General features: G+C 62.7%; 14 protein-coding genes. 9 read left to right on the plus strand and 5 right to left on the minus strand.

Going from position 1 to position 18,520, the window contains the following annotated elements; genetic code table 11:
* Positions 1-8: 8 nt before the first annotated feature.
* Complete coding sequence (locus tag KFK14_RS08240) at positions 9-911, minus strand: acyl-CoA thioesterase (RefSeq protein WP_212610533.1); 903 nt, start codon at positions 909-911, stop codon at positions 9-11.
* A gap of 62 nt (positions 912-973) precedes the next feature.
* Positions 974-2,194 (minus strand): aromatic ring-hydroxylating oxygenase subunit alpha, encoded by a 1,221-nt coding sequence (locus KFK14_RS08245; RefSeq protein ID WP_212610534.1) that lies wholly within the window; start codon positions 2,192-2,194, stop codon positions 974-976.
* A gap of 80 nt (positions 2,195-2,274) precedes the next feature.
* Here KFK14_RS08245 and KFK14_RS08250 point away from each other — a divergent pair, with 80 nt between their 5' ends.
* Positions 2,275-3,087 carry a sugar phosphate isomerase/epimerase family protein gene (locus tag KFK14_RS08250; protein ID WP_212610535.1) on the plus strand — a complete coding sequence of 271 codons (813 nt, stop codon included), beginning with the start codon at positions 2,275-2,277 and terminating at the stop codon, positions 3,085-3,087.
* Positions 3,088-3,718: 631 nt separating this feature from the next.
* Here KFK14_RS08250 and KFK14_RS08255 read toward each other — a convergent pair.
* The gene (locus KFK14_RS08255; RefSeq protein ID WP_212610536.1) at positions 3,719-4,516 is read right to left on the minus strand and encodes an SDR family oxidoreductase; all 798 of its coding nucleotides are present in this window, start codon (positions 4,514-4,516) and stop codon (positions 3,719-3,721) included.
* A 206-nt stretch (positions 4,517-4,722) separates the two neighbouring features.
* On the opposite strand from KFK14_RS08255, the gene KFK14_RS08260 reads away from it, so the two are divergent.
* The 5 genes from KFK14_RS08260 to KFK14_RS08280 all read left to right on the plus strand — a co-directional run bounded on the left by KFK14_RS08260 (position 4,723) and on the right by KFK14_RS08280 (position 10,083).
* A complete protein-coding gene (locus tag KFK14_RS08260; RefSeq protein ID WP_212610537.1) occupies positions 4,723-6,369 on the plus strand; it encodes a class I adenylate-forming enzyme family protein in 1,647 nt (548 codons plus the stop codon).
* Positions 6,370-6,474: 105 nt separating this feature from the next.
* Positions 6,475-7,287, plus strand: a complete 813-nt coding sequence (locus KFK14_RS08265) for an SDR family oxidoreductase (RefSeq protein WP_246524968.1) — start codon at positions 6,475-6,477, stop codon at positions 7,285-7,287.
* The gene (locus KFK14_RS08270; RefSeq protein WP_246524969.1) at positions 7,233-8,105 is read left to right on the plus strand and encodes an SDR family oxidoreductase; all 873 of its coding nucleotides are present in this window, start codon (positions 7,233-7,235) and stop codon (positions 8,103-8,105) included. The genes KFK14_RS08265 and KFK14_RS08270 overlap by 55 nt, the downstream gene beginning before the upstream one ends.
* Before the next feature lie 11 nt (positions 8,106-8,116).
* On the plus strand, positions 8,117-8,962 hold the full coding sequence (locus KFK14_RS08275; RefSeq protein ID WP_212610538.1) for a ThuA domain-containing protein: 846 nt from the start codon (positions 8,117-8,119) through the stop codon (positions 8,960-8,962).
* A complete protein-coding gene (locus tag KFK14_RS08280) occupies positions 8,962-10,083 on the plus strand; it encodes an oxidoreductase (RefSeq protein WP_212610539.1) in 1,122 nt (373 codons plus the stop codon). The genes KFK14_RS08275 and KFK14_RS08280 overlap by 1 nt, the downstream gene beginning before the upstream one ends.
* 379 nt (positions 10,084-10,462) lie before the next feature.
* Here the strand turns inward: KFK14_RS08280 and KFK14_RS08285 are convergent, their stop codons facing one another.
* Positions 10,463-11,716 (minus strand): cytochrome P450, encoded by a 1,254-nt coding sequence (locus tag KFK14_RS08285; RefSeq protein ID WP_212610540.1) that lies wholly within the window; start codon positions 11,714-11,716, stop codon positions 10,463-10,465.
* Between the two features lie 372 nt (positions 11,717-12,088).
* Here KFK14_RS08285 and KFK14_RS08290 point away from each other — a divergent pair, with 372 nt between their 5' ends.
* The 3 genes from KFK14_RS08290 to KFK14_RS08300 all read left to right on the plus strand — a co-directional run bounded on the left by KFK14_RS08290 (position 12,089) and on the right by KFK14_RS08300 (position 17,774).
* Complete coding sequence (locus KFK14_RS08290) at positions 12,089-14,632, plus strand: TonB-dependent receptor (RefSeq protein ID WP_246524970.1); 2,544 nt, start codon at positions 12,089-12,091, stop codon at positions 14,630-14,632.
* Positions 14,633-14,775: 143 nt separating this feature from the next.
* Positions 14,776-16,458, plus strand: a complete 1,683-nt coding sequence (locus KFK14_RS08295) for an AMP-binding protein (protein WP_212610541.1) — start codon at positions 14,776-14,778, stop codon at positions 16,456-16,458.
* Positions 16,455-17,774 carry an MFS transporter gene (locus KFK14_RS08300; protein WP_212610542.1) on the plus strand — a complete coding sequence of 440 codons (1,320 nt, stop codon included), beginning with the start codon at positions 16,455-16,457 and terminating at the stop codon, positions 17,772-17,774. Before KFK14_RS08295 ends, KFK14_RS08300 begins: the two co-directional genes overlap by 4 nt.
* On the opposite strand, the gene KFK14_RS08305 is transcribed toward KFK14_RS08300, so the two are convergent.
* The gene (locus KFK14_RS08305) at positions 17,740-18,483 is read right to left on the minus strand and encodes a TetR/AcrR family transcriptional regulator (protein WP_070152373.1); all 744 of its coding nucleotides are present in this window, start codon (positions 18,481-18,483) and stop codon (positions 17,740-17,742) included. The genes KFK14_RS08300 and KFK14_RS08305 overlap by 35 nt on opposite strands.
* Positions 18,484-18,520: the final 37 nt, after the last annotated feature.

Here is an 18,520-nt window from a genome sequence, read left to right on the forward strand (position 1 = left end):
TCCATGCGTTACAATATGTCGCCGCGCGGCGTTGCCAGAATACGGATCAACCCTTCCTGCGCAACCGAAGCGACCAGGCGGCCGTCCGCCGTATAGACCGCGCCACGGCCCAGGGTGCGGGAGCCCGCCGCGGCCGGGCTGTCCAAAGCATAGAGCAGCCATTCGTCGACGCGAAACGAGTCATGAAACCAGATTGCATGATCGAGACTGGCCGTTTGCAGATGATCATCGGCCCATCCCACGCCCAGGGGAACAAGGCCCGCGTGAAGAATATGCAGGTCCGACACATAGGCAAAGAAGCGCTGATGCTCCGCCGGATCGTCGCCCAGTTTCCCCCTGAAGCGGAACCAGACGTGCCTGACGCTTGATTCCGGCGCGTCGTTGAACACCCGGAACCGCTCCACCGGCCGCCATTCAAACAGATGCTCACGCCGCCAGAATGGCCAATGTTTCCGCGGCAGGGCGTCGCCGATTTCCACAATATAATCGCTCATCGGCCGCAATCCGTCGGGACCGGGCACGTCGGGCATGGGGAACTGATGCCGCGCGCCTGCCTCCTGCGTATGGAGGAAGGCGGACATGGTGAAGATGACCTGACCATCCTGTTCGACCACAACGCGACGGGCGGAGAAACTGCGGCCGTCGCGATCGCGGCTGACGATGAAATCTATCGGCCGGTCGATGCTGCCTGGCCGGACGAAATAGGCGTGGCAGCTATTGATTGCGCGATCGGGCAATGCGGTCTTTTGAATCGCCGCCACCGCTTGCCCCACCACCTGGCCGCCATAAAGGCGGAGCAGGCGGCTGGGGATCGGCGCTGCACGGAAATGGTCCGTTCCCACCTCCTCGAACGCGAATAGCATCTCGTGTTCGACGGCGGGGTCGTTTGCATATTGCTCACTGTCGGCCATGACGCCCTATGCCAGATAGCGGACTGTGTCAGGTGGCAGACGGGAAAGCGACTGCTTCCCCGTCAGTCACGCACGACCTGATCATGCAGCACCTGCTCAACCCGCGCTTCCGGCGGTACCTGATTGAGACCGATGCGGCGATCCAGTTCCTCATGCCAGTGATAGATTCGGCGCTCCTGATAATTGAGCGGCATACCCCGGAAGCCTTTGCTCTCCAGCGATTCCTGAATCTGCGGGGCGAACTGCAGATCCTCGTAGAGAATGCGTTCCCAGTTGCTGATGCGGGTATACCATAATGTATTGCCCGCCTCCGGGTCATAGTCCGGCGCGATCCAGCTCGAAACGACGCGGCAGGTGGTATCCGACGTCGGCCAGAACTGCAGCAGCGGAATGCCGCTGTCGGATGCGGGCATCACGAAATTGGGATAGATGTGATAACTCACATTATTGTTCGCCGGGACTTCCGTAATCGTCGGAATCTTCGGCATGCCGAGCGTGCCCGGATCTTTCCAGTCGGGGCGGCGGTTGGGCGTCAGCATGCGGCTGTGGCCATTGGGCCAGAGCGTCACGAACATGCCGCGATGATCGAGGAAACGGTCCACTGTGTGCTGGTGGATCGACTTGATGTGATACACTTCAAGGAAAGCGTCGAGCAGGATCTTCACATTGCAGCCGACATCATAGCTGCGCGAATCCACCATGCGCAGATCCTCAAGCCGGTATTGCTCCAGCTCCCTGGCCATGGGGCCGAGATGCTCCATCAGCGGCTGCGCGTCAGCGTCCTCATTGAGGAAGATCAGGCTGCCCAGAAGCTCACAGCGCACAGAGACGAGCGAACGGCAGGAGAAGTCCAGATCGACGAAATCGCGCTTGTCGCGCACAGCCGTCAGCTTGCCGTCGAGCGTGTAGCTCCAGCCATGATAGCCGCAGACGAAGCCGCGGGATTCGCCTGCATCCTCCGTTACAAGCGGCGCGCCGCGATGCTGGCAAGTGTTGTAAAATGCGCGGACCTCACCCTGCATATCGCGCACGACAAGGATGGGCGAACCGGTATTGCGGGTAAGGAACCAGCTACCCTTGTTGGGCAACTGATCGACATGGCCGGCATAAAGCCAGGCGCGGCCCCACATGCGCTCCTTTTCCAGCGCCAGAAATTCCTTGTCGACATAACGCACGCCGGGAATGTCGGGCAGGGCCGGGAAAGTTTCGGGCGGCGCCTTGCGTGAGCGCTCAAATTCCATGGTCTCATTGACCTGCCCAACCGAGAATGCGTTCAATTCCATTGTGCCACTCCTGATTGACGCCTATTAGCATAGCGGCAGATAAAAACAATCATGAATGTCTTTTATTGAGGAGATGCCAGATGATCCAGCCGCGCTTTTCGTTGCATCCGCTCAATGCCCTGGAGACCCCGCCCGTCGCGCTGGTGAAGATCGCGGGAGAGCTTCAGGCCAGTCATGTCACGATTTTCACCTATGTTCCGGAGGAAGCAAAGGGGCTTTATCCCTTGCTGGAGCGTAAAGATGTCGGCGCGTTCCTTGAAGCTTTGGCGGGCACAGGCGTAACTGTCGGAAATCTGGAGGTCTTTGGGCTGGAGGATGATGGCGACTATGCCCACCTGATCGATGGCCTTGAAGTCGGGCAGATGATCGGGGCGAAGCGGGCGACGACTCACCTGCACAATGTCGAGGATCATGATGTCGCGGTCGATCGCTTCCGGCGATTCTGCGCGCTGGCGGCGCAATATGGCGTGGTGCCGGGGTTGGAGTTTCATGCCTTCTCCGCAGTGAAGGACCTGCGCACGGCCGCAGCAATCGTGCGGGACGCCGGATGTGGGACGCTGGTGCTCGACGTGCTCCACCTGATGCGCAACGGCGCCCATGTGGATTCCATCGCGGAAAATGCCGATCTGGTGTCGATCGTGCAGCTTTCCGACGGGCCGCTGCAGATCGATCCCGACCAGATGTGGGGCGAGGCGATCAAGGAGCGGGCGCTGCCGGGGCAGGGGGCTTTCCCGCTGGACGCCATCCTGTCGCCGCTGTCCGGCGAGATCATCATCGAGGCGGAGATTCCCCAATATCGGGCGAAGAAGGAGGGGGTAAGCGCATTCGAACGCGCGCGCCGGTCGATGGACGCGACGCGGGCGGTGACAGCCCGGCATATGGGCGGGGCGTAGGAAGGGAAAATCCTACGAAGTTGCGGAAGTTGCGGGTTGTGACGCATTTTGGCCCGGAAGTCGCATGTAGGTCGCACAAAAGTCGCATGTTGGTCTCACCTGCGTCGTACCTGCGTCTCATGTTGGTCTCACCTGCGTCGCACCTGCGTCTCATGTTGGTCTCATGTGCGTCGCACTTACGTCTCACATGCGTCTCACTTACGTCGCACCTACGTCTCACTTGAGTCCCATCTGCGTCGCATGTGCGTCTCACTTGCGTCGCATGTAGGTCGCGGTCGAGTCTCATCTAAGTCTCGATCAGGTCGCAGTTGAAGTTCCCGCAAGTCGCTGCTGCGCCCGCACCAGGCCGTTGCCGGGTGTTCGCCGGGTTGTCGGTGTTGCGCATCGCGAGCTGTTCCATGCGAGCAGCAAAGCATGGATGGCGGAGCGTAGGACAGGAATTTGGCTTAAGCGCCGTTGCCGGATGCCAGTGGGGCATAACAAACCTTCGTCACCCCGGCCTTGAGCCGGGGTCCCGCTTTACTCTTGTGGTTGGCCGAAGCCAAAGGCAGCGGGACCCCGGGTCAAGCCCGGGGTGACGGATTGGGTCGGAGGCGTGGCGGATCGGGGTGATGTGCGCCCCGTCAGTCTGTCAGCCCGCCTGCGCGGCGCGGGCGGCCTTTACCGCGGCGCCGATTTCCGCATTGGTCGGGTTGCGGCGCAGGGTGAGGCCGCCATTCACCTGCAATACCTGGCCGCTCATGAAGCATTCGTCGGACGCCAGCCATACAGCCGCCTCGGCAATATCGTCGCTCGTGCCCACGCGGCCAAGGGGATATTCGCGTGAGAAAGCGTCAATGATCGCCTGATTCTTCGCGGCCTTTGCCGTCATCGGCGTGACGGTGAAGCCCGGCGCGATCGAGTTGGCGCGGATGCCGCGATGGCCGAATTCATTGGCGACGCAGCGGATGACATGATCCGCCCCGGCCTTGGTGCCCATATAGGCGGCATGATCCTCCAGCATGATGGAGGCGGTCGCCGACGAAATCTGGATCAGCGATCCGCCGTCGCGCATGGCGCGCAGCATCGCCTGATAAAAGAGGATCGCGCCGGTGAATTGCAGGGCGGTGATCTTCTCAATATCTTCCTTGGTCGTCTCCAGGAAGGGCTTGAGCAGGCCCCAGCCAGTGGCGTTGAGAGCGATGTCCAGACCACCGAAATGATCCACCGCCGCCTGCGCGAGCGCCGCGAGGTCCGCTTCATTGGTGATGTCGCAAGCGACGCCGATCCCGTCCAGTTCCTGCGCGAAGCCGGCGACCGAGTCCGTGTCCCGCCCGGCGATGACCAGTTTCGCGCCTTCCGACGCCAGCCGGCGGGCGATGGTCTGGCCCATATTATCCTTACCCGCCGCCCCAATGACGACGGCGACCTTGCCATTTAGCTTGCCCATGCCGACTCTCCTCATGCTGCGCCCGCTGGCGCTGTTGCTCGCCTGATAGCGCAGGCGGCGCATGATGCGAGATAAAAAAGACATGAAAGATTGTTTTTTATAGCGCCGGTGATAAGCTTCGCCCTCGAAGTGCGCCGGTGGCCGGAGGATAATAGGCCAATAGCGGCATCGGGCGCGGCTTTGGCAGTGCATACCGGGAGAGAGTAATGGCGGTGACGGAACCGATTTATACGATGGGCGCGATGTTGCGGAGGTCCGCCGCGCTATATGCGCAGTCGCCGGCGCTGATCTTCCCCGACCGTCAGCTCAGCTATCGCGACCTCAACGAATCGGCCCGCGCCTGGGCCAAGACCTTCATCGCCATGGGCATTCAGCCGGGACAGAATGTGGGCATATTGCTGACCACTCGCCCGGATTTCATCGAGATATTCTACGGCATCGAAATGGCTGGCGGCATCGCCGTGCCGGTCAATGCGCGATATCAGGCGAGCGAACTGAATTTCCTGGTGCGGGACGCCGATCTCGTCCTGCTCGTCACCACGGGCCGGGTGGCGGACAGCCTGGATTTCGGCGAGCGCCTTGTCGCTGCCCTGCCGTCGCTGAAGGATCAGAAGGATGCGTCCGCGCTCAGCCTGGACGAAGCGCCGATGCTGCGGTCGATCATCTGCCTCGATCCGCCAGCGCCCGCCTATCTGATGGAAGCGGCGCAGGCGCTGGCTTTGGGCCGGGACGTGGCCGATGAGGCCGTCGACGCCCGGATCGACGCCGTGGACAAGGAGGATATCGCGATGATCCTCTACACGTCCGGCACCACCGCCAATCCCAAGGGTGCGCTGATCAGCCACCGTGGGCAGGTGGGCAACAGCCGCAATCTGGGCATCCGTTATGAAGTGACCGCGCAGGACCGGGTCTGGTCTCCGCTACCGATCTTCCACATTGCGGGCATCCTGCCGATGACCATGATCCTGGACAAGGGCGGCGCCTATATGACCGTGCCGCATTTTGACGCGGGCGTGGCGCTGGAGATGCTGGGCCGGGAAAAGGCGACGATCGCCTATCCCAGTTTCGTGACGATCATGCAGGACCTGATCACGCATCCGACCTTCAAGGATACGGACCTGTCCAGCCTGCGCGTGATGAATTCCAACTTCGCCGTGCAGCCGCCCTGGATCAAGGAGGCGGTGACAGCGGCCATGCCACACACCACCCAGGTCGGCACCTATGGCCTGACCGAAGGCGCGGGCACGGTGTCGACCAGCCGGCTGACCAATACGTTCGAACAGCGCACCGGCCGTTGCGGCGTCGCGCTCGACGAATGGGAAATCCGGATCGTCGACACGGAAACGGGCGAGGATGTCGGCGTCGACGCGCGGGGCGAGATCGTCATTCGCGGCCCCAACATGCTGCGCGGTTATTATAATGCGCCGGAAAAGACCGCGGAGGTCATTCGCGACGGCTGGTTCCACACAGGCGACATCGGGTCGATCGACGCCGACGGGCAGGTGATGTTCCACGGCCGCACCAAGGATATGTTGAAGGTCGGTGGCGAGAATGTCGCGGCGGCCGAGATCGAGGCGATGCTGCAAAGCCACCCGGCGGTGAAGCTGGCGCAGGTCGTCGGCATACCCGACAATCGCTATGTCGAGGTGCCGGCCGCATTCGTCGAGTTTGTCGACGGGCAGAGCGCGACCGAGCATGAATTGATCCAGCATTGCAAGGGCAAGCTCGCCAGCTTCAAGATCCCCCGTCATGTGCGGCCGGTCACCCAATGGCCGATGTCGACGTCGAAGATTCAGAAATTCCGCCTGCAACGTGAATTGATCGAGGAACTGGACCGCAACGACGCTGCATGAGGCCATGTCCTCCGGCGGGAATTTTAATCAGGCACTTGCCTTAAAAAAATGATCCGCTAGGCTCCTCCCCGCCGGCCGTGAGAGTCGGCGTGGCAGGAGTGGATCGTGAGCGGATTGTTGGACGGCGGGCGGCTGAACGGAAAGGTCGTTCTGGTGACCGGAGGCGCATCCGGCATCGGCGCGGCCTGTGTCACGCGCATGGCGGATGAAGGCGCGTTCGTGGTGTCGACGGACATCGCGCCCCAGGATGAGGAGCAATCCGACGCGGCCCTCTGCCTGCAGCATGATGTCGCCGACGAGGATCAGTGGATAGCGGCAATCGCCGCCACGCTGGAGCGCTATGGGCGGCTGGACGTGCTGGTCAATAATGCCGGGATCACCTTTCGCCAGCCTATCGAGGACGCCTCGCTTGAGGATTGGAACCGGATGATCGGCATCAACCTGACCGGCACGATGCTGGGGTGCAAGCATGGGGTGCGCGCCATGCGCGACAATCCGGGCGGCCCATCCGGGTCGATCATCAACATGTCGTCGATGGCGGGCATGATCGGCATGGCGCAGGCGCCGGGCTATAATGCGACGAAGGGTGGCGTCAGGCTGCTCACCAAATCGGTCGCTGTCCGGTGCGCGACGGAATATCGGGGCATCCGCTGCAACTCCCTGCATCCCGGCGCGATCGATACGCCGATCCATGAGCCGCGCCTGTCGGGCGCGGAGGACAGGGACGCGGCGCGGGCGTCCATGGACCTGCTGCAGCCGGTCGGACGGATGGGCACCGCGCAGGAAATCGCCGCGTGCGTGGTGTTTCTGGCCAGCGATGATGCGAGCTTTGTGACTGGCGCGGAACTGGTGGCCGACGGCGGATGGCTGGCGGACGGCGGATCGACGCGGTTGCCTGCGCCGGTGGAGGCGCGCTGATGGCGGGGGTTGAGGGATTGGTGACAGTCATCACTGGAGCCGCCAGCGGAATCGGCGAAGCGACGGCGCGGCGTTTCTCGGCCGGTGGAGCGAAGCTGATCCTGGGGGACATTCAGGAGGAGCAGGGGCAAGCGCTGGCCGCCGAACTGGGCGCGGATTTCCGGCGCTGCGACGTCACCGATGAAGCTGACGTTGCCGCTCTGGTCGATCTGGCCGTCGACCGGCATGGCCGTCTGGACTGCATGATCAACAATGCCGGACAATTGGGGGCGATCGGCAGCATCACGGAGATTTCCGATGATGCTTGGAACCGCACCATCGCCATCCTGATGAGCAGCGTCTTCTACGGCATGAAGCATGCCGGGCGGGTGATGAAGGGGCAGGGCGATGGGTGCATCCTGTCCACATCAAGCGTCGCCGGGATCGCACCGCTGGGGCCGCATGCCTATACTGCGGCAAAGCATGGCGTGATCGGCCTGACGACATCGGTGGCGTCCGAACTGGCGGGGTCTGGCATTCGCGTAAACGCCGTCGCGCCGGGCAATGCGCCGAGCAGGATGACCGCGCTGGCCTATGGCGGCGAGGAGGAGATGCGCAAGGCGAGCGCTGCCCGCAATCCGCTGCGCCGTGTGATGGAGGCGGACGATGTGGCGGGCGCCTTCGCCTATCTGGCCAGCGCCGACGGGCGCAACATCACGGGACAGGTGCTGACGCTGGATGCGGGCCTCAGCGCATGCCGCCTCGACGCCAGCTATTATGCGAAGGCCTCCGACTATGTCGATGAGGCCGGGCCAAGCGCGAAATCAGGCAGCAGATAAGGACCCAGCCGATGGCCGAAGCGAAGAAGAAACGCCTGGAGATTTTCGTCGTGGTGAAGGGGCACCCCTTCGACCGCAACGCATTTGAGGCAATGGTCGTTGGCATGGGCATGGAGCCGACGATGGTCGACCAGCCCGCCGCCGCCGCGTTGCTGAACCCCGATGCGATGGCGCGATACGATGCCATCCTTTTCTATGACATGCCGGGACTGGACTTTCGCGCGCCGGCCGCCGAGCGGCCGCATTTCATGGAGCCGGAACCGGCGTTCAAGGCGGGATTCCAGGCGCTGCTGGAGCAGGGCAAGGGCATGGTGATGATGCATCATGCGATTGCGGGTTGGCCTGCTTGGCCGCTCTATAACGAGATGCTGGGCGGCATATTCCTCTACAAACCGACGCAGATCATGGGGCGCGACCGGCCTGAGTCCGGCTATCTGGGCGATGTCAGCTACACGGCGCGCAGGGCGGAAAGCGATCACCCCGTACTGGCCGGAGTGCTGGAGCGGTTCGACCTGACGGATGAGCTGTATCTGGGCGAAATCCATGACCAGCCGGGTGTTGAGCCGCTGCTCTATCTGGACACGCCCATTGATCCGGCGCGGTTCAATTCCGCCCTGCATGCAGTGCGTGGGGTTGGAGAGGCGGAGGCGCCCTGGGTGCGGCCTGCGCTTAATCCGCTGCTCGGCTGGGCGAAGGCGGCAGGCAACAGTCCGCTCGTCTACCTGCAACCCGGCGACAGCGCGGCGACCTATGGGGACGCCAATTACCGCCTGCTGCTTGGCAATGCGCTGCGCTGGGTGGCGTCACCGGAGGGCGCGCAATGGGCGCGAGCCAAAGTTTCAGAAAGGATTGCCTGATGTCCGATATATTGTTTCAGCCTGTACGTATCGGATCGATGGAGGTGCCAAACCGCATCGCCATGGCGCCCATGACCCGCGAATTCTCGCCCGAAGGAGTGCCCGGCGGCGATGTGGTCGATTATTACTGCAGGCGCGCGGAAGGCGGCACCGGACTCATTATCACCGAGGGCATGGCCATAAATGCAGCGGGCGCGCATGATGGGCCGATCCCGCTATTCTTCCGGGATGAGACGATCAAGGCGTCGGCCGCGATCGCGGACGCCGTGCATGGTGCGGGCGGGAAGATCGTGCCGCAGCTCTGGCATGTGGGAGTGCAGGACTCGCCGACCGAGGTGAACCCCTCGACCGTCAAGCAGAAGCCCCGCCGCGTCGGTCCGTCCGGCCTGCTGGGCACTGGAGAAATGGGCGGCGACGCGCTTGACGAGAAAGGCATTGCCGACACCATCGCCGATTTCGCGCGCGCCACACGCGCGGCGCGGGATGCGGGCTTTGATGGTGTTGAGGTCCACGGCGCGCATGGCTATCTGCCCGACCAGTTTCTATGGCCGCGCACTAACCGGCGGACGGATGGGTATGGCATTGCCGCGGACCGCACCCGCTTTGTCGTCGAACTGATCAAGGCGTGCAAGGCGGCGGGAGGAAGCGACTTCCCCTTCATCCTGCGCTTCTCGCAATGGAAAAGCTTCGACTATGCGGCGCGGCTGGCGGAGACGCCGGATGAACTGGGGGCCATTCTCAAGCCGCTGGCGCATGCCGGAGTCGACGCCTTTCATTGTTCCACCCGGCGCTTCTGGGAGCCTGGGTTCGCCGGCGATCCGATGACGCTGGCCGGATGGGCGCGAAAGCTGACCGGCGTGCCGGTGATTGCGGTGGGATCGGTGACGCTGGAGATGGATTTCAAGGAGGGCATGACCGAGGATGCGGGCGGCATCGCCAATAGCGCGCCCCGATCAAAGGATGTCGACACCGTCGCGCGGCTGATCGCCGATGGCGAGTTTGACATGATCGCCGTTGGCCGGGCGATGATCGCCAACCCCGACTGGGCGAACCTGGTGCGTGCAGGACGGCAGGCGGATTTGCGGCCGTTCAGCCGGGAATTGCTGGCGAGTCTGGATTAGGGGCGGGGGGAGGTTGCGCCCTGCTGCCACGCGCGTACGTCGCGTGTTAGCGTTGAGGGGTGCCCTGAACTTTCAGAAGAGGCAGGGCTTCGACAGGCTCAGCCCCAACGGAGGTGGGACGCGTCCGGCCGATGCAGTGCCGTTTACCCGAAAATACAATGTGCTCCTGCGACCCGAAGGGCGGCGAAGCCAACGCAGGAGCCCAGTCCCGGCGTTGAACTGGGCTCCTGCCTTTGCAGGAGCACGCTTGCGATCAGATGAGGTTATCCGCTTCTCCACTTCGCTTGAAACGAATGGAGGTGGGTGCCCGGCAAACCGGACGCATAAAAATGGCGCGGATTTCCCCTGGGGGAGAGAAATCCGCGCCAGTGGCTTCGCGTCAGGCCTTGGCTTTAAAGCGTATCGGCAGTTCGCGGAGCGGGAGAGTCAGGAAGTTGGGGCGGTGGATCGGCTCGGTCAGCGGCCGCGCCAACTGGATATCGTCAAGGCGCGCAAGCATCGTCAGGACGCCGGTGGCGATCTCCTGCCGCGCCAGCACCGCACCGACGCAGAAATGCGCGCCCGTCCCGAAGGCGAGGTGAGTCCCTGCATTGGACCGCTTCATGTCGAACTGGTGCGGGCAGACGAATTTCGCCGGATCGCGGTTCGCCGCGCCATAGCGGACCACCACCACTGATCCTTCGGGGATCAGCGTGCCGCTCAATTCCACATCGCGGGTCGCGCGGCGGCGCAGGCCCTGGGTCGGGCTTTCGATGCGAATGACCTCCTCGACGAAGCCCTTGATGAGCGCGGGATTGTCGCGAAGCTCCTGCATCTGCTCCGGATGGCGGATCAGTTGCAGCATGGCGTGACCAATCGCCGTCATCGTCGATTCGAAGCCGCCGCCGATAAGCTGGCTCATCACGCTTTGCAGTTCCGCCATCGACAACGGCTCCTCACCCTCCGCATGGGCGTGGACCAGGCCGGAAATGAGATCGGGCTGCGGATTGGCGCGCCGGTCATCGAACATGCGCGCCAGATGATGCTGGGCCTCAAGCTCTATGTCAGCGACGGTGCGCAACTCCTCCTCATTCATCTGGCGCGAGGCGGGGGCGAGCATGGCGTCAGCCCAGCGCTTGAACGTCGCGACTTCCGTCGGGGCGAGGCCCATCTGCTCAGCCAGGATGATGCCGGGCAGCAGCATGGCGAATTCAGAGATGAACTCGCATTCGCCACGACCGGCGAAACTGTCGATCAGCCGGTTCGCCACCTCCTCGATATGGTGCGTCATCTCGCGGACCCGGCCCAGAGTGAACACCCGGTCGACCAGTTTGCGATAGCGGCTGTGCGCGGGCGCGTCGGTGCGCTGAAGCGTCTGGATATGCGGCCAGCCATGCTCGCTCAGATAATGTTGATGCTTGTCGGAAAGCTCCGGCCCCTGCAGCGACGCGCGGTCGACATCGTTCGAGAAGGTGACGGGATCGGTCAGCACGGCGCGGAGATCGGCATAGCGGGAGACAATGAAGAAGCCGGTTTCCGGCATCTGGTAGATGCCCGGATATGCCTGGATCGCCTCATACATGCCGAAGGGATCATCCTGAACCTGCGGGTCCAGCAGGCTGAAATCCTCAAGCCGCTTCTTGTTGGCGTCCATGCTTCTCTCCCGGCCTTGCCTGTCGACGCTGGCGCTGCGGATGACAGGCGCCGATGCCAATGGGGGCAGTTGTTGGTGCAGATGACTTAATATATTGATGGGTCTGTCCGCAAGGGCGATGGGCGACTCTCGAATAAAAAATAATCGATTCGATTATTGCAACGCAGCAAGATTCATCGAATTTGGTGAAAAACTGTCAGATTTCGCCGCGTTTCGGCCATTCTGCGAGTGCTCCACTGAAAATTATAAAGTCACTTGCCTTAAATAATTGACGTGGATAGATTGCGCCTATCGAAGGCTGGGGTGGTTGCTCCCGCTGAAGGTGCGCGTCGGCAGGCGTGACAGAAAAGATCAGAGTTGAGGGGATTATCGATGCAGAGTTTCCGAGAATCCGGCGCAAGCCGTTCGACCGTCCTTACCCGCATGCTGCTGGGCAGCAGCGCGATCATTCTTGCCGGAATGGCCGTAACCGCGCACGCCCAGACCGCTCCCGCCGAACAGGCCGATGCCGCACAGCCGGCGGCCGCATCGGGCGAAGAAGGCGGCCTGCAGGATATCGTTGTCACCGCCCGCAAGCGTCAGGAATCGGTGCAGGACGTTCCGGTATCCGTCACCGCCATTTCGGCCGTTGAAATTCAGAACCGCGATCTCAGCACGCTGGAGCGCCTGGCCGCCGCGACGCCGCAGCTCGCGATCGGCCGCAACGCCACCGGGTCCGGCGCGCAGCTCACCCTGCGCGGCGTCGGCTCCAACTCATTGTCGATCGGCACGGAGCAGTCGATCGCGGTCATTGTGGATGGCGTTTATTATGGCCAGGGCCGCACCATCAACGAAGGGTTCTTCGACCTGGGCGGGATTGAAATCCTGAAAGGTCCGCAGTCGCTATTCTACGGCAAGAACGCCACCGCCGGCGTGATCTCGATCACCACCGCAAACCCGACCGACCATTTCACGGCCAGCCTGCGCGGCGGTTATGAATTCAACGCGCAGAAGGTTTCGCTTGAAGGCGTGGTGTCTGGCCCGATCAGCGAAACGCTGGGCTTCCGCCTCGCCGTGCGCGCGTCGAAGGATTATGGCAGCCTGTTCGATAATCTGGCTGGCCCCATCACCTACAATACCCGCGACACGCCGACGGCGGCCACGGTTGCGCCCAACACGCCGCACATCGCTGGCGCCAGCCCGGACGATGGCCCGAACGAGCGCGAAATCCTGACCCGCGCTACGCTGCACTGGCAGCCGACCGACAATTTCTCGGCGACCTGGAAGGCGAATTACGGCCTGAACAAGACCCAGCCCGGCACCTGGAACTATGCGGTGTTCGCATGCCAGGGCGGCACCAGCACCACGTCGCCCGGCACGCCCTGCGTTCGCGACTTTGCTGGCCGCGTCAATAATCTGCCTGCCGACATCGCGGCGGAGACGCGCTTTGCCCGTCCGGATGGCCTCAACTTCAACACCTACAAGTCCTGGGGCACCACCCTGTCGCTGGACTATGACCTCGACAATCTCGCCATTTCGTCGGTCAGCAACTACAACTGGAACAAGAACCACTGGTCGAACGACATCGATTATCAGTCGTCGCCGACGGTCAATATCTGGGGCGCGGAAGTCAGCAAATATCATGCTTACTCGACCGAACTGCGCCTGCTCAGCAAGTTCGACTCCCCCGTCAACTTCCTGCTTGGCGGCTATTACCAAAAGACCAAGCGCGGCTTCGAGCAGGTCGTCCTGAACAATGCGTCGGAGAACAGCGCCGCACCGGACGGCTATCGCTATGTCACCTACGCCAAGGATTCTGGCACGGATGGCGAAACCATGTCGGTCTACGGCCAGGTGATCTGGAAGATCGTGCCGACCATCGAGGCCGCGGGCGGCGTTCGCTACATCCATGAGACGAAGGACAGCTATTTCGTCCAGCCCTACGCCAATCCGCGTTTTGCAGGCACCAACTATGCCGTGAACCAGACGATCACCGCCGATCAGACCTTCAACAACTGGTCGCCGGAAGCGTCGCTGACCTGGAAGCCGAGCCGCGACATCACTGTCTATGGCGCGTACAAGACGGCGTATAAGTCGGGCGGCTTTTCCAACAGCTCGATCCTGACCACCACCACCCCGACCGACTTCTTCACCTTCGATCCGGAGCGCGCCAAGGGTTTCGAGGGCGGCGTCAAGACGACGCTGTTCGACCGTCAGCTCCGCCTGAACGTCGGCGTCTATTCCTACAAGTTCACCGATCTGCAGGTGACCTATCTCGACTCCGCGGCGCTCTCCTACAATTCGGTCAATGCGGGCAGCGTGCGGACCAAGGGCGTGGAGATGGACTTCACCTATGCGCCTCGCGCCATCGAAGGCTTCGAGCTGAACGGCAGCGCGAACTACAACAAGGCGCGTTACGGATCGTCCATCGCGCCCTGCTATGGCGGTCAGACCCCGGCGAACGGCTGCTTCCCCGGCCTGCTGGTGCCCGCAGTTCCGGCGACCGGCACGACCCCGGCCCGTGCGGGAACGCCGGGTCAGGATCTGAACGGCATACCGACTTCGGACGCGCCGCTGTGGACCCTGTCGCTCGGCACCCGCTATGAAACGCCGGTCAGCGAAGGCATGATCATGGGGCTGTCGATCGACAGCCGGTACAGCTCCAGCTATATCACCTCCTCCTTCGGCACGCCGCTTTCCCGCCAGAACAAATATGTGAATCTCGACGCGTCGGTTCGCTTACGCGCAGAGGATGACCGCTGGGAAATCGCCCTGCTGGGCAAGAACCTGACCAACCAGTTCGTCGTGACCGGCGTGACCGACGCCAGCGGTTCCGGCGCTGGCACCGGCACGGCCGCCGGACGCACGGCGGATCAGGTCGGCTTCGTGTCGATGCCGCGTACGGTTGCGCTGCAGCTTACCTGGCGCATCCCCTGAGATGCCGCTTTGTCTGGGCATGATCGGGACAGAGCATCGCCGGCCGGAGGCACTGGCCTCTGGCCGGCGGTTGCCATTCATGGCTCACCCGCATCAGACCCGATGCATTTCCCATTTTTCACGCCGTATAGTCGGAGAGACAGTTGAAACTGCCCGTGCCCAGTGATGCGACCATGTCAGAGCAGATCGATCCCTTCACCGTGGGCGGCACCCTGTTTCATGCGGCGAAGCGTTTTCCAGATCATGACGCGCTGATCTACAGCGGCAGGAAGGCAAGCTATGTCGGGCTTCTGGAGCATGCGATTGACCGGGCGCGCGGGCTGATCGGCCTTGGCGTAAAGCCGGGCGACCATGTTGGCGTGTTGATGCCCAATTGCTGGGACTATGTGATCCTTTATTACGCGATCAACCTGATCGGGGCGCGGGCGGTGCTGCTCAATGCCCGATACCGCCCGGACGACCTGGCCTATGTGATCCCCAAGGCGCATATCCGGCATCTTTTCATCGGCGGGCAGGCCTATCGTCATTGCGATTACCGGCCGATGCTGACCGGGGTGTTTCCCGGTCTGTCGGATTGGACGGGCGGGCCGCTGCAACTGGACGCCGCGCCGGCGCTTCATCAGGTGATCGAGCTTGGTGATCCGCGCGAAGGCGCCTGGCCCAAAGACGCCGCCGTCGAACAGGCGGCAGCCAATGTGACGCGCGATGCGGTGCTGGCCGCTGCACGCGCCGTATCTCCTGACGACATCGGCATGATGATCTTCAGTTCCGGCACCACATCCCGGCCCAAGGCGTGCATGCTGACCCACCTATCGCTCAGCCAGATGGGCGCGGCGGTGGCCGAGCGTTTTGCGCTGACGCCGCAGGACCGGCTGTGGGACCCGCTGCCGCTGTTCCACATGTCGACCATGCTGCCGATGGCCGCGTGCCGGTCGGCCGGGGCATGCTTCATCGGCATGGACCATTTCGACGGGGACACAGCGATGGCGCTGCTGATCACTGAGCGGCCCACGGTGCATTATGCTGGATTCCCGACGATCATCTCCGCGCTGGTGACGCATCCCGACTTCGCAAAATATGACCAGTCGCGGCTGCGCATCAATCATGTGGTCGGGCCGACCGACCTGCTGCGCCGCTATGGCGCGCTGTTTCCCGGCGCGGTGGCGGTCAACAGTTACGGCCTGACGGAAGCGACAGGTGTGCCATGCTACAGCGCGCTCGATGATCCTGAAGACCTGCTCTATGAAACCAGCGGAGCGCTGTTCGACGGGATGGAGGCGCGTATCCTGGATGAAGATGGCAAGGAGGTGCCCCATGGCACGCCAGGCGAGATATGCCTGCGCGGCTTCGGCATCTTCGCGGGCTATTATGACGATCCAGACGCGACCGCCGCAGCCGTGACGCCGGAGGGCTGGCTGCATACGGGCGATCTCGGCCGTATCGGACCGGGCGGGCGGTTGATTTATGACGGCCGGTTGAAGGACATGCTGAAGATTGGCGGCGAGAATGTCGCTGCGGTGGAGCTGGAAAGTTTCCTGATGACCCATCCGGCGATCCGCATGGCGCAGGTGATCGGCGTGCCCGACGACCGGCTGATGGAAGTCGCCGCCGCCTATATCGAGCTGAATCCGGATACGGAGATGACGGAGGATGAGGTCGTCCGCCACTGCGTCGGCGCGATCGCCAGCTACAAGATTCCGCGTTACGTCCGCTTTGTCGAAAGCTGGCCGATGAGCGCGACGAAAGTGCAGAAGTTCGAGCTGCGCCAGACGTTCGAGCCAGCCGGCAAGATCGACGTCGCCGCCTATACCAGGAAGGGGGCATGAAGGCCCCGGCGGATACCGAGCCGAAACCCGGTTTCGCCGCATGGTATCTGATCGCGGTATTGACGCTGGCCTATACGGCGAGCTTCATCGACCGGCAGGTGCTCAATCTTCTCGTCGGCCCGCTCAAGGCCGAATTCGGACTGGATGACACGAAGCTCAGCCTGTTGCAGGGCGTCGCCTTCACCAGCGCCTATATCCTGTTCAGCCCCTTGTTCGGCCGTCTGGCCGATACCGGGAGCAGGCGCGGAATCCTGATCTTCGGCATTGCGCTCTGGAGCATCGGCACCAGCCTGTGCGGCCTTTCGCGCACCTATTGGCAGTTGTTCATGGCGCGGTTCGGGGTCGGCGGGTCGGAGGCGTGCCTGACGCCAGCCGCCTGGTCGATCATCGCCGACAGCTTCCCCGAACGGATGATCCCGCGCGCCTTCAGCATCTTCATGATGGGGCCGTATCTGGGCGGCGGTCTGGCGTTGATCTTCGGCGGACTGTTGCTGGAAAGCGCGGAGCATTGGGACCTGTCCGCCGTGCCCCTGATCGGCGCGATGAAGCCGTGGCAGATCGTCTTTCTGGCGGCCGGCCTTCCCGGATTGCTGATCGTCGCAATGATGTTTTTCGTGCGCGAACCAGTCCGCCACGCCAGCCGCATCGCCGAAGACAAGGGGCAGATGGCGATGGCCGACGTCTGGCGCGTCTTTGTCCAACATCGCGGTTTCTATGGCAATTTCTATGCGGGCATGTCGTCGCTGGTGGTCTGTCTCTATGCGTTTCCGGCGTGGATGCCGACGGTGCTGATCCGGCGGTTCGACGCGGCCGCCTCCACGGTCGGCGTCCAATATGGCGCGCTGGTTCTGGTGACGGGATCGCTGGGCGTGCTGACCGGACCATGGCTGGCGCGCATGCTGGAGAAGCGGGGACGGGTGGAGTCGCTGATGCTGCTCCCCTTCTGCGCGGCGGTGGGCCTGATCCTGATCTCAATCGCGCTCGGTTTCACGACCAGCTATGCTTCGGCGCTTGCGGTGGCGACGGCGGCCAGCTTCATCTACAGCATGCCGCAGGCACTGGCCTCGTCAGCGCTGCAACTGGCGACGCCGAACCGGATGCGCGGCATCGCATCGGCCGTCTATGTCTTTGTCGTTAGCGTGACGGGCCTTGGCGCTGCTCCGACAATCGTGGCGCTGCTGACCGATCATGTGTTCGGCGATGAGAAGCGGGTGGGGGACTCGCTGTCGATCACCTGCGCGGCGGCCGCGTTGCTATCCGCCTTTTTCCTGTGGCGGGCGCTTAGATCCTATCGGCTGCTTCTGGCGCACCGCTGAGTTCGGGCAGGGTCAGCCCCTCGAACAGTTTCAGCCCGTCATGGCGATAGGGGGCAGTGAGCGCCGCCGACATCTGCTCCAGCGTGTCATCGACCAGCGACTGCAGCGAAATATCCTGATCGGGCAGGGGGAAACCACTGTCCCGGCGCATCAGCATGTTTAGGAACATCAACTTGCACAGACCGACGCGCAGACGGAGGACATCGGGCGGAACATAGCTGACCCGTTCGATGATCAGCCTTCGAACGCGGCGAAGCGCGGGAACCGGCACTTCGGGATCGTCATAGGGGTGCTTGATACCCTCCGCGCGCGAGCGGGTGAGATATTGCGCAAGAAATGCGGAATAGGGGTGGGCGCCCTTTTCATCCGCGATGCTGAGATGAGGGAGGCACATCACCTCCAGCAGGACGCGCGCATTTTTGAGCTGTCCGGCTTCCTCCGCCTGATCCAGCATCTTCTGCCGCAGCGGTTCGAACAGGTTCGTGCGATAGTCGAAAATGTCGTAGACCAGCCGTTCCTTGGTCCCGAAATGATATTGGACGGCGGTGTTATTGCCTTGGCCTGCGGCGGCGGCGATTTCGCGCAAGGCAACGCCGTCTATGCCGCGATCGGCGAACAGGCGTTCGGCGGCTTCCATGATCTTGATCCGCGTCGCGGCGGTCACGATGGATCGCCTTTTCCTGCCTTCATCCCTGATCGCGGTCGCCATCACCCCGTTTCCCCACAACTGACTTAAAAATAGCGAT

It is taken from the genome of Sphingobium phenoxybenzoativorans (genome assembly GCF_018286635.1).
Lineage (GTDB): Bacteria > Pseudomonadota > Alphaproteobacteria > Sphingomonadales > Sphingomonadaceae > Sphingobium > Sphingobium phenoxybenzoativorans.

What these genes read in the sequence shown, in the direction of transcription:
- KFK14_RS08240 (WP_212610533.1), bottom strand. Translation starts at nt 911, where the DNA reads ATGGCCGACAGTGAGCAATATGCAAACGACCCCGCCGTCGAACACGAG.
- KFK14_RS08245 (WP_212610534.1), bottom strand. Translation starts at nt 2,194, where the DNA reads ATGGAATTGAACGCATTCTCGGTTGGGCAGGTCAATGAGACCATGGAA.
- KFK14_RS08250 (WP_212610535.1), top strand. Translation starts at nt 2,275, where the DNA reads ATGATCCAGCCGCGCTTTTCGTTGCATCCGCTCAATGCCCTGGAGACC.
- KFK14_RS08255 (WP_212610536.1), bottom strand. Translation starts at nt 4,516, where the DNA reads ATGGGCAAGCTAAATGGCAAGGTCGCCGTCGTCATTGGGGCGGCGGGT.
- KFK14_RS08260 (WP_212610537.1), top strand. Translation starts at nt 4,723, where the DNA reads ATGGCGGTGACGGAACCGATTTATACGATGGGCGCGATGTTGCGGAGG.
- KFK14_RS08270 (WP_246524969.1), top strand. Translation starts at nt 7,233, where the DNA reads ATGGCTGGCGGACGGCGGATCGACGCGGTTGCCTGCGCCGGTGGAGGC.
- KFK14_RS08275 (WP_212610538.1), top strand. Translation starts at nt 8,117, where the DNA reads ATGGCCGAAGCGAAGAAGAAACGCCTGGAGATTTTCGTCGTGGTGAAG.
- KFK14_RS08280 (WP_212610539.1), top strand. Translation starts at nt 8,962, where the DNA reads ATGTCCGATATATTGTTTCAGCCTGTACGTATCGGATCGATGGAGGTG.
- KFK14_RS08285 (WP_212610540.1), bottom strand. Translation starts at nt 11,716, where the DNA reads ATGGACGCCAACAAGAAGCGGCTTGAGGATTTCAGCCTGCTGGACCCG.
- KFK14_RS08290 (WP_246524970.1), top strand. Translation starts at nt 12,089, where the DNA reads ATGCAGAGTTTCCGAGAATCCGGCGCAAGCCGTTCGACCGTCCTTACC.
- KFK14_RS08300 (WP_212610542.1), top strand. Translation starts at nt 16,455, where the DNA reads ATGAAGGCCCCGGCGGATACCGAGCCGAAACCCGGTTTCGCCGCATGG.
- KFK14_RS08305 (WP_070152373.1), bottom strand. Translation starts at nt 18,483, where the DNA reads ATGGCGACCGCGATCAGGGATGAAGGCAGGAAAAGGCGATCCATCGTG.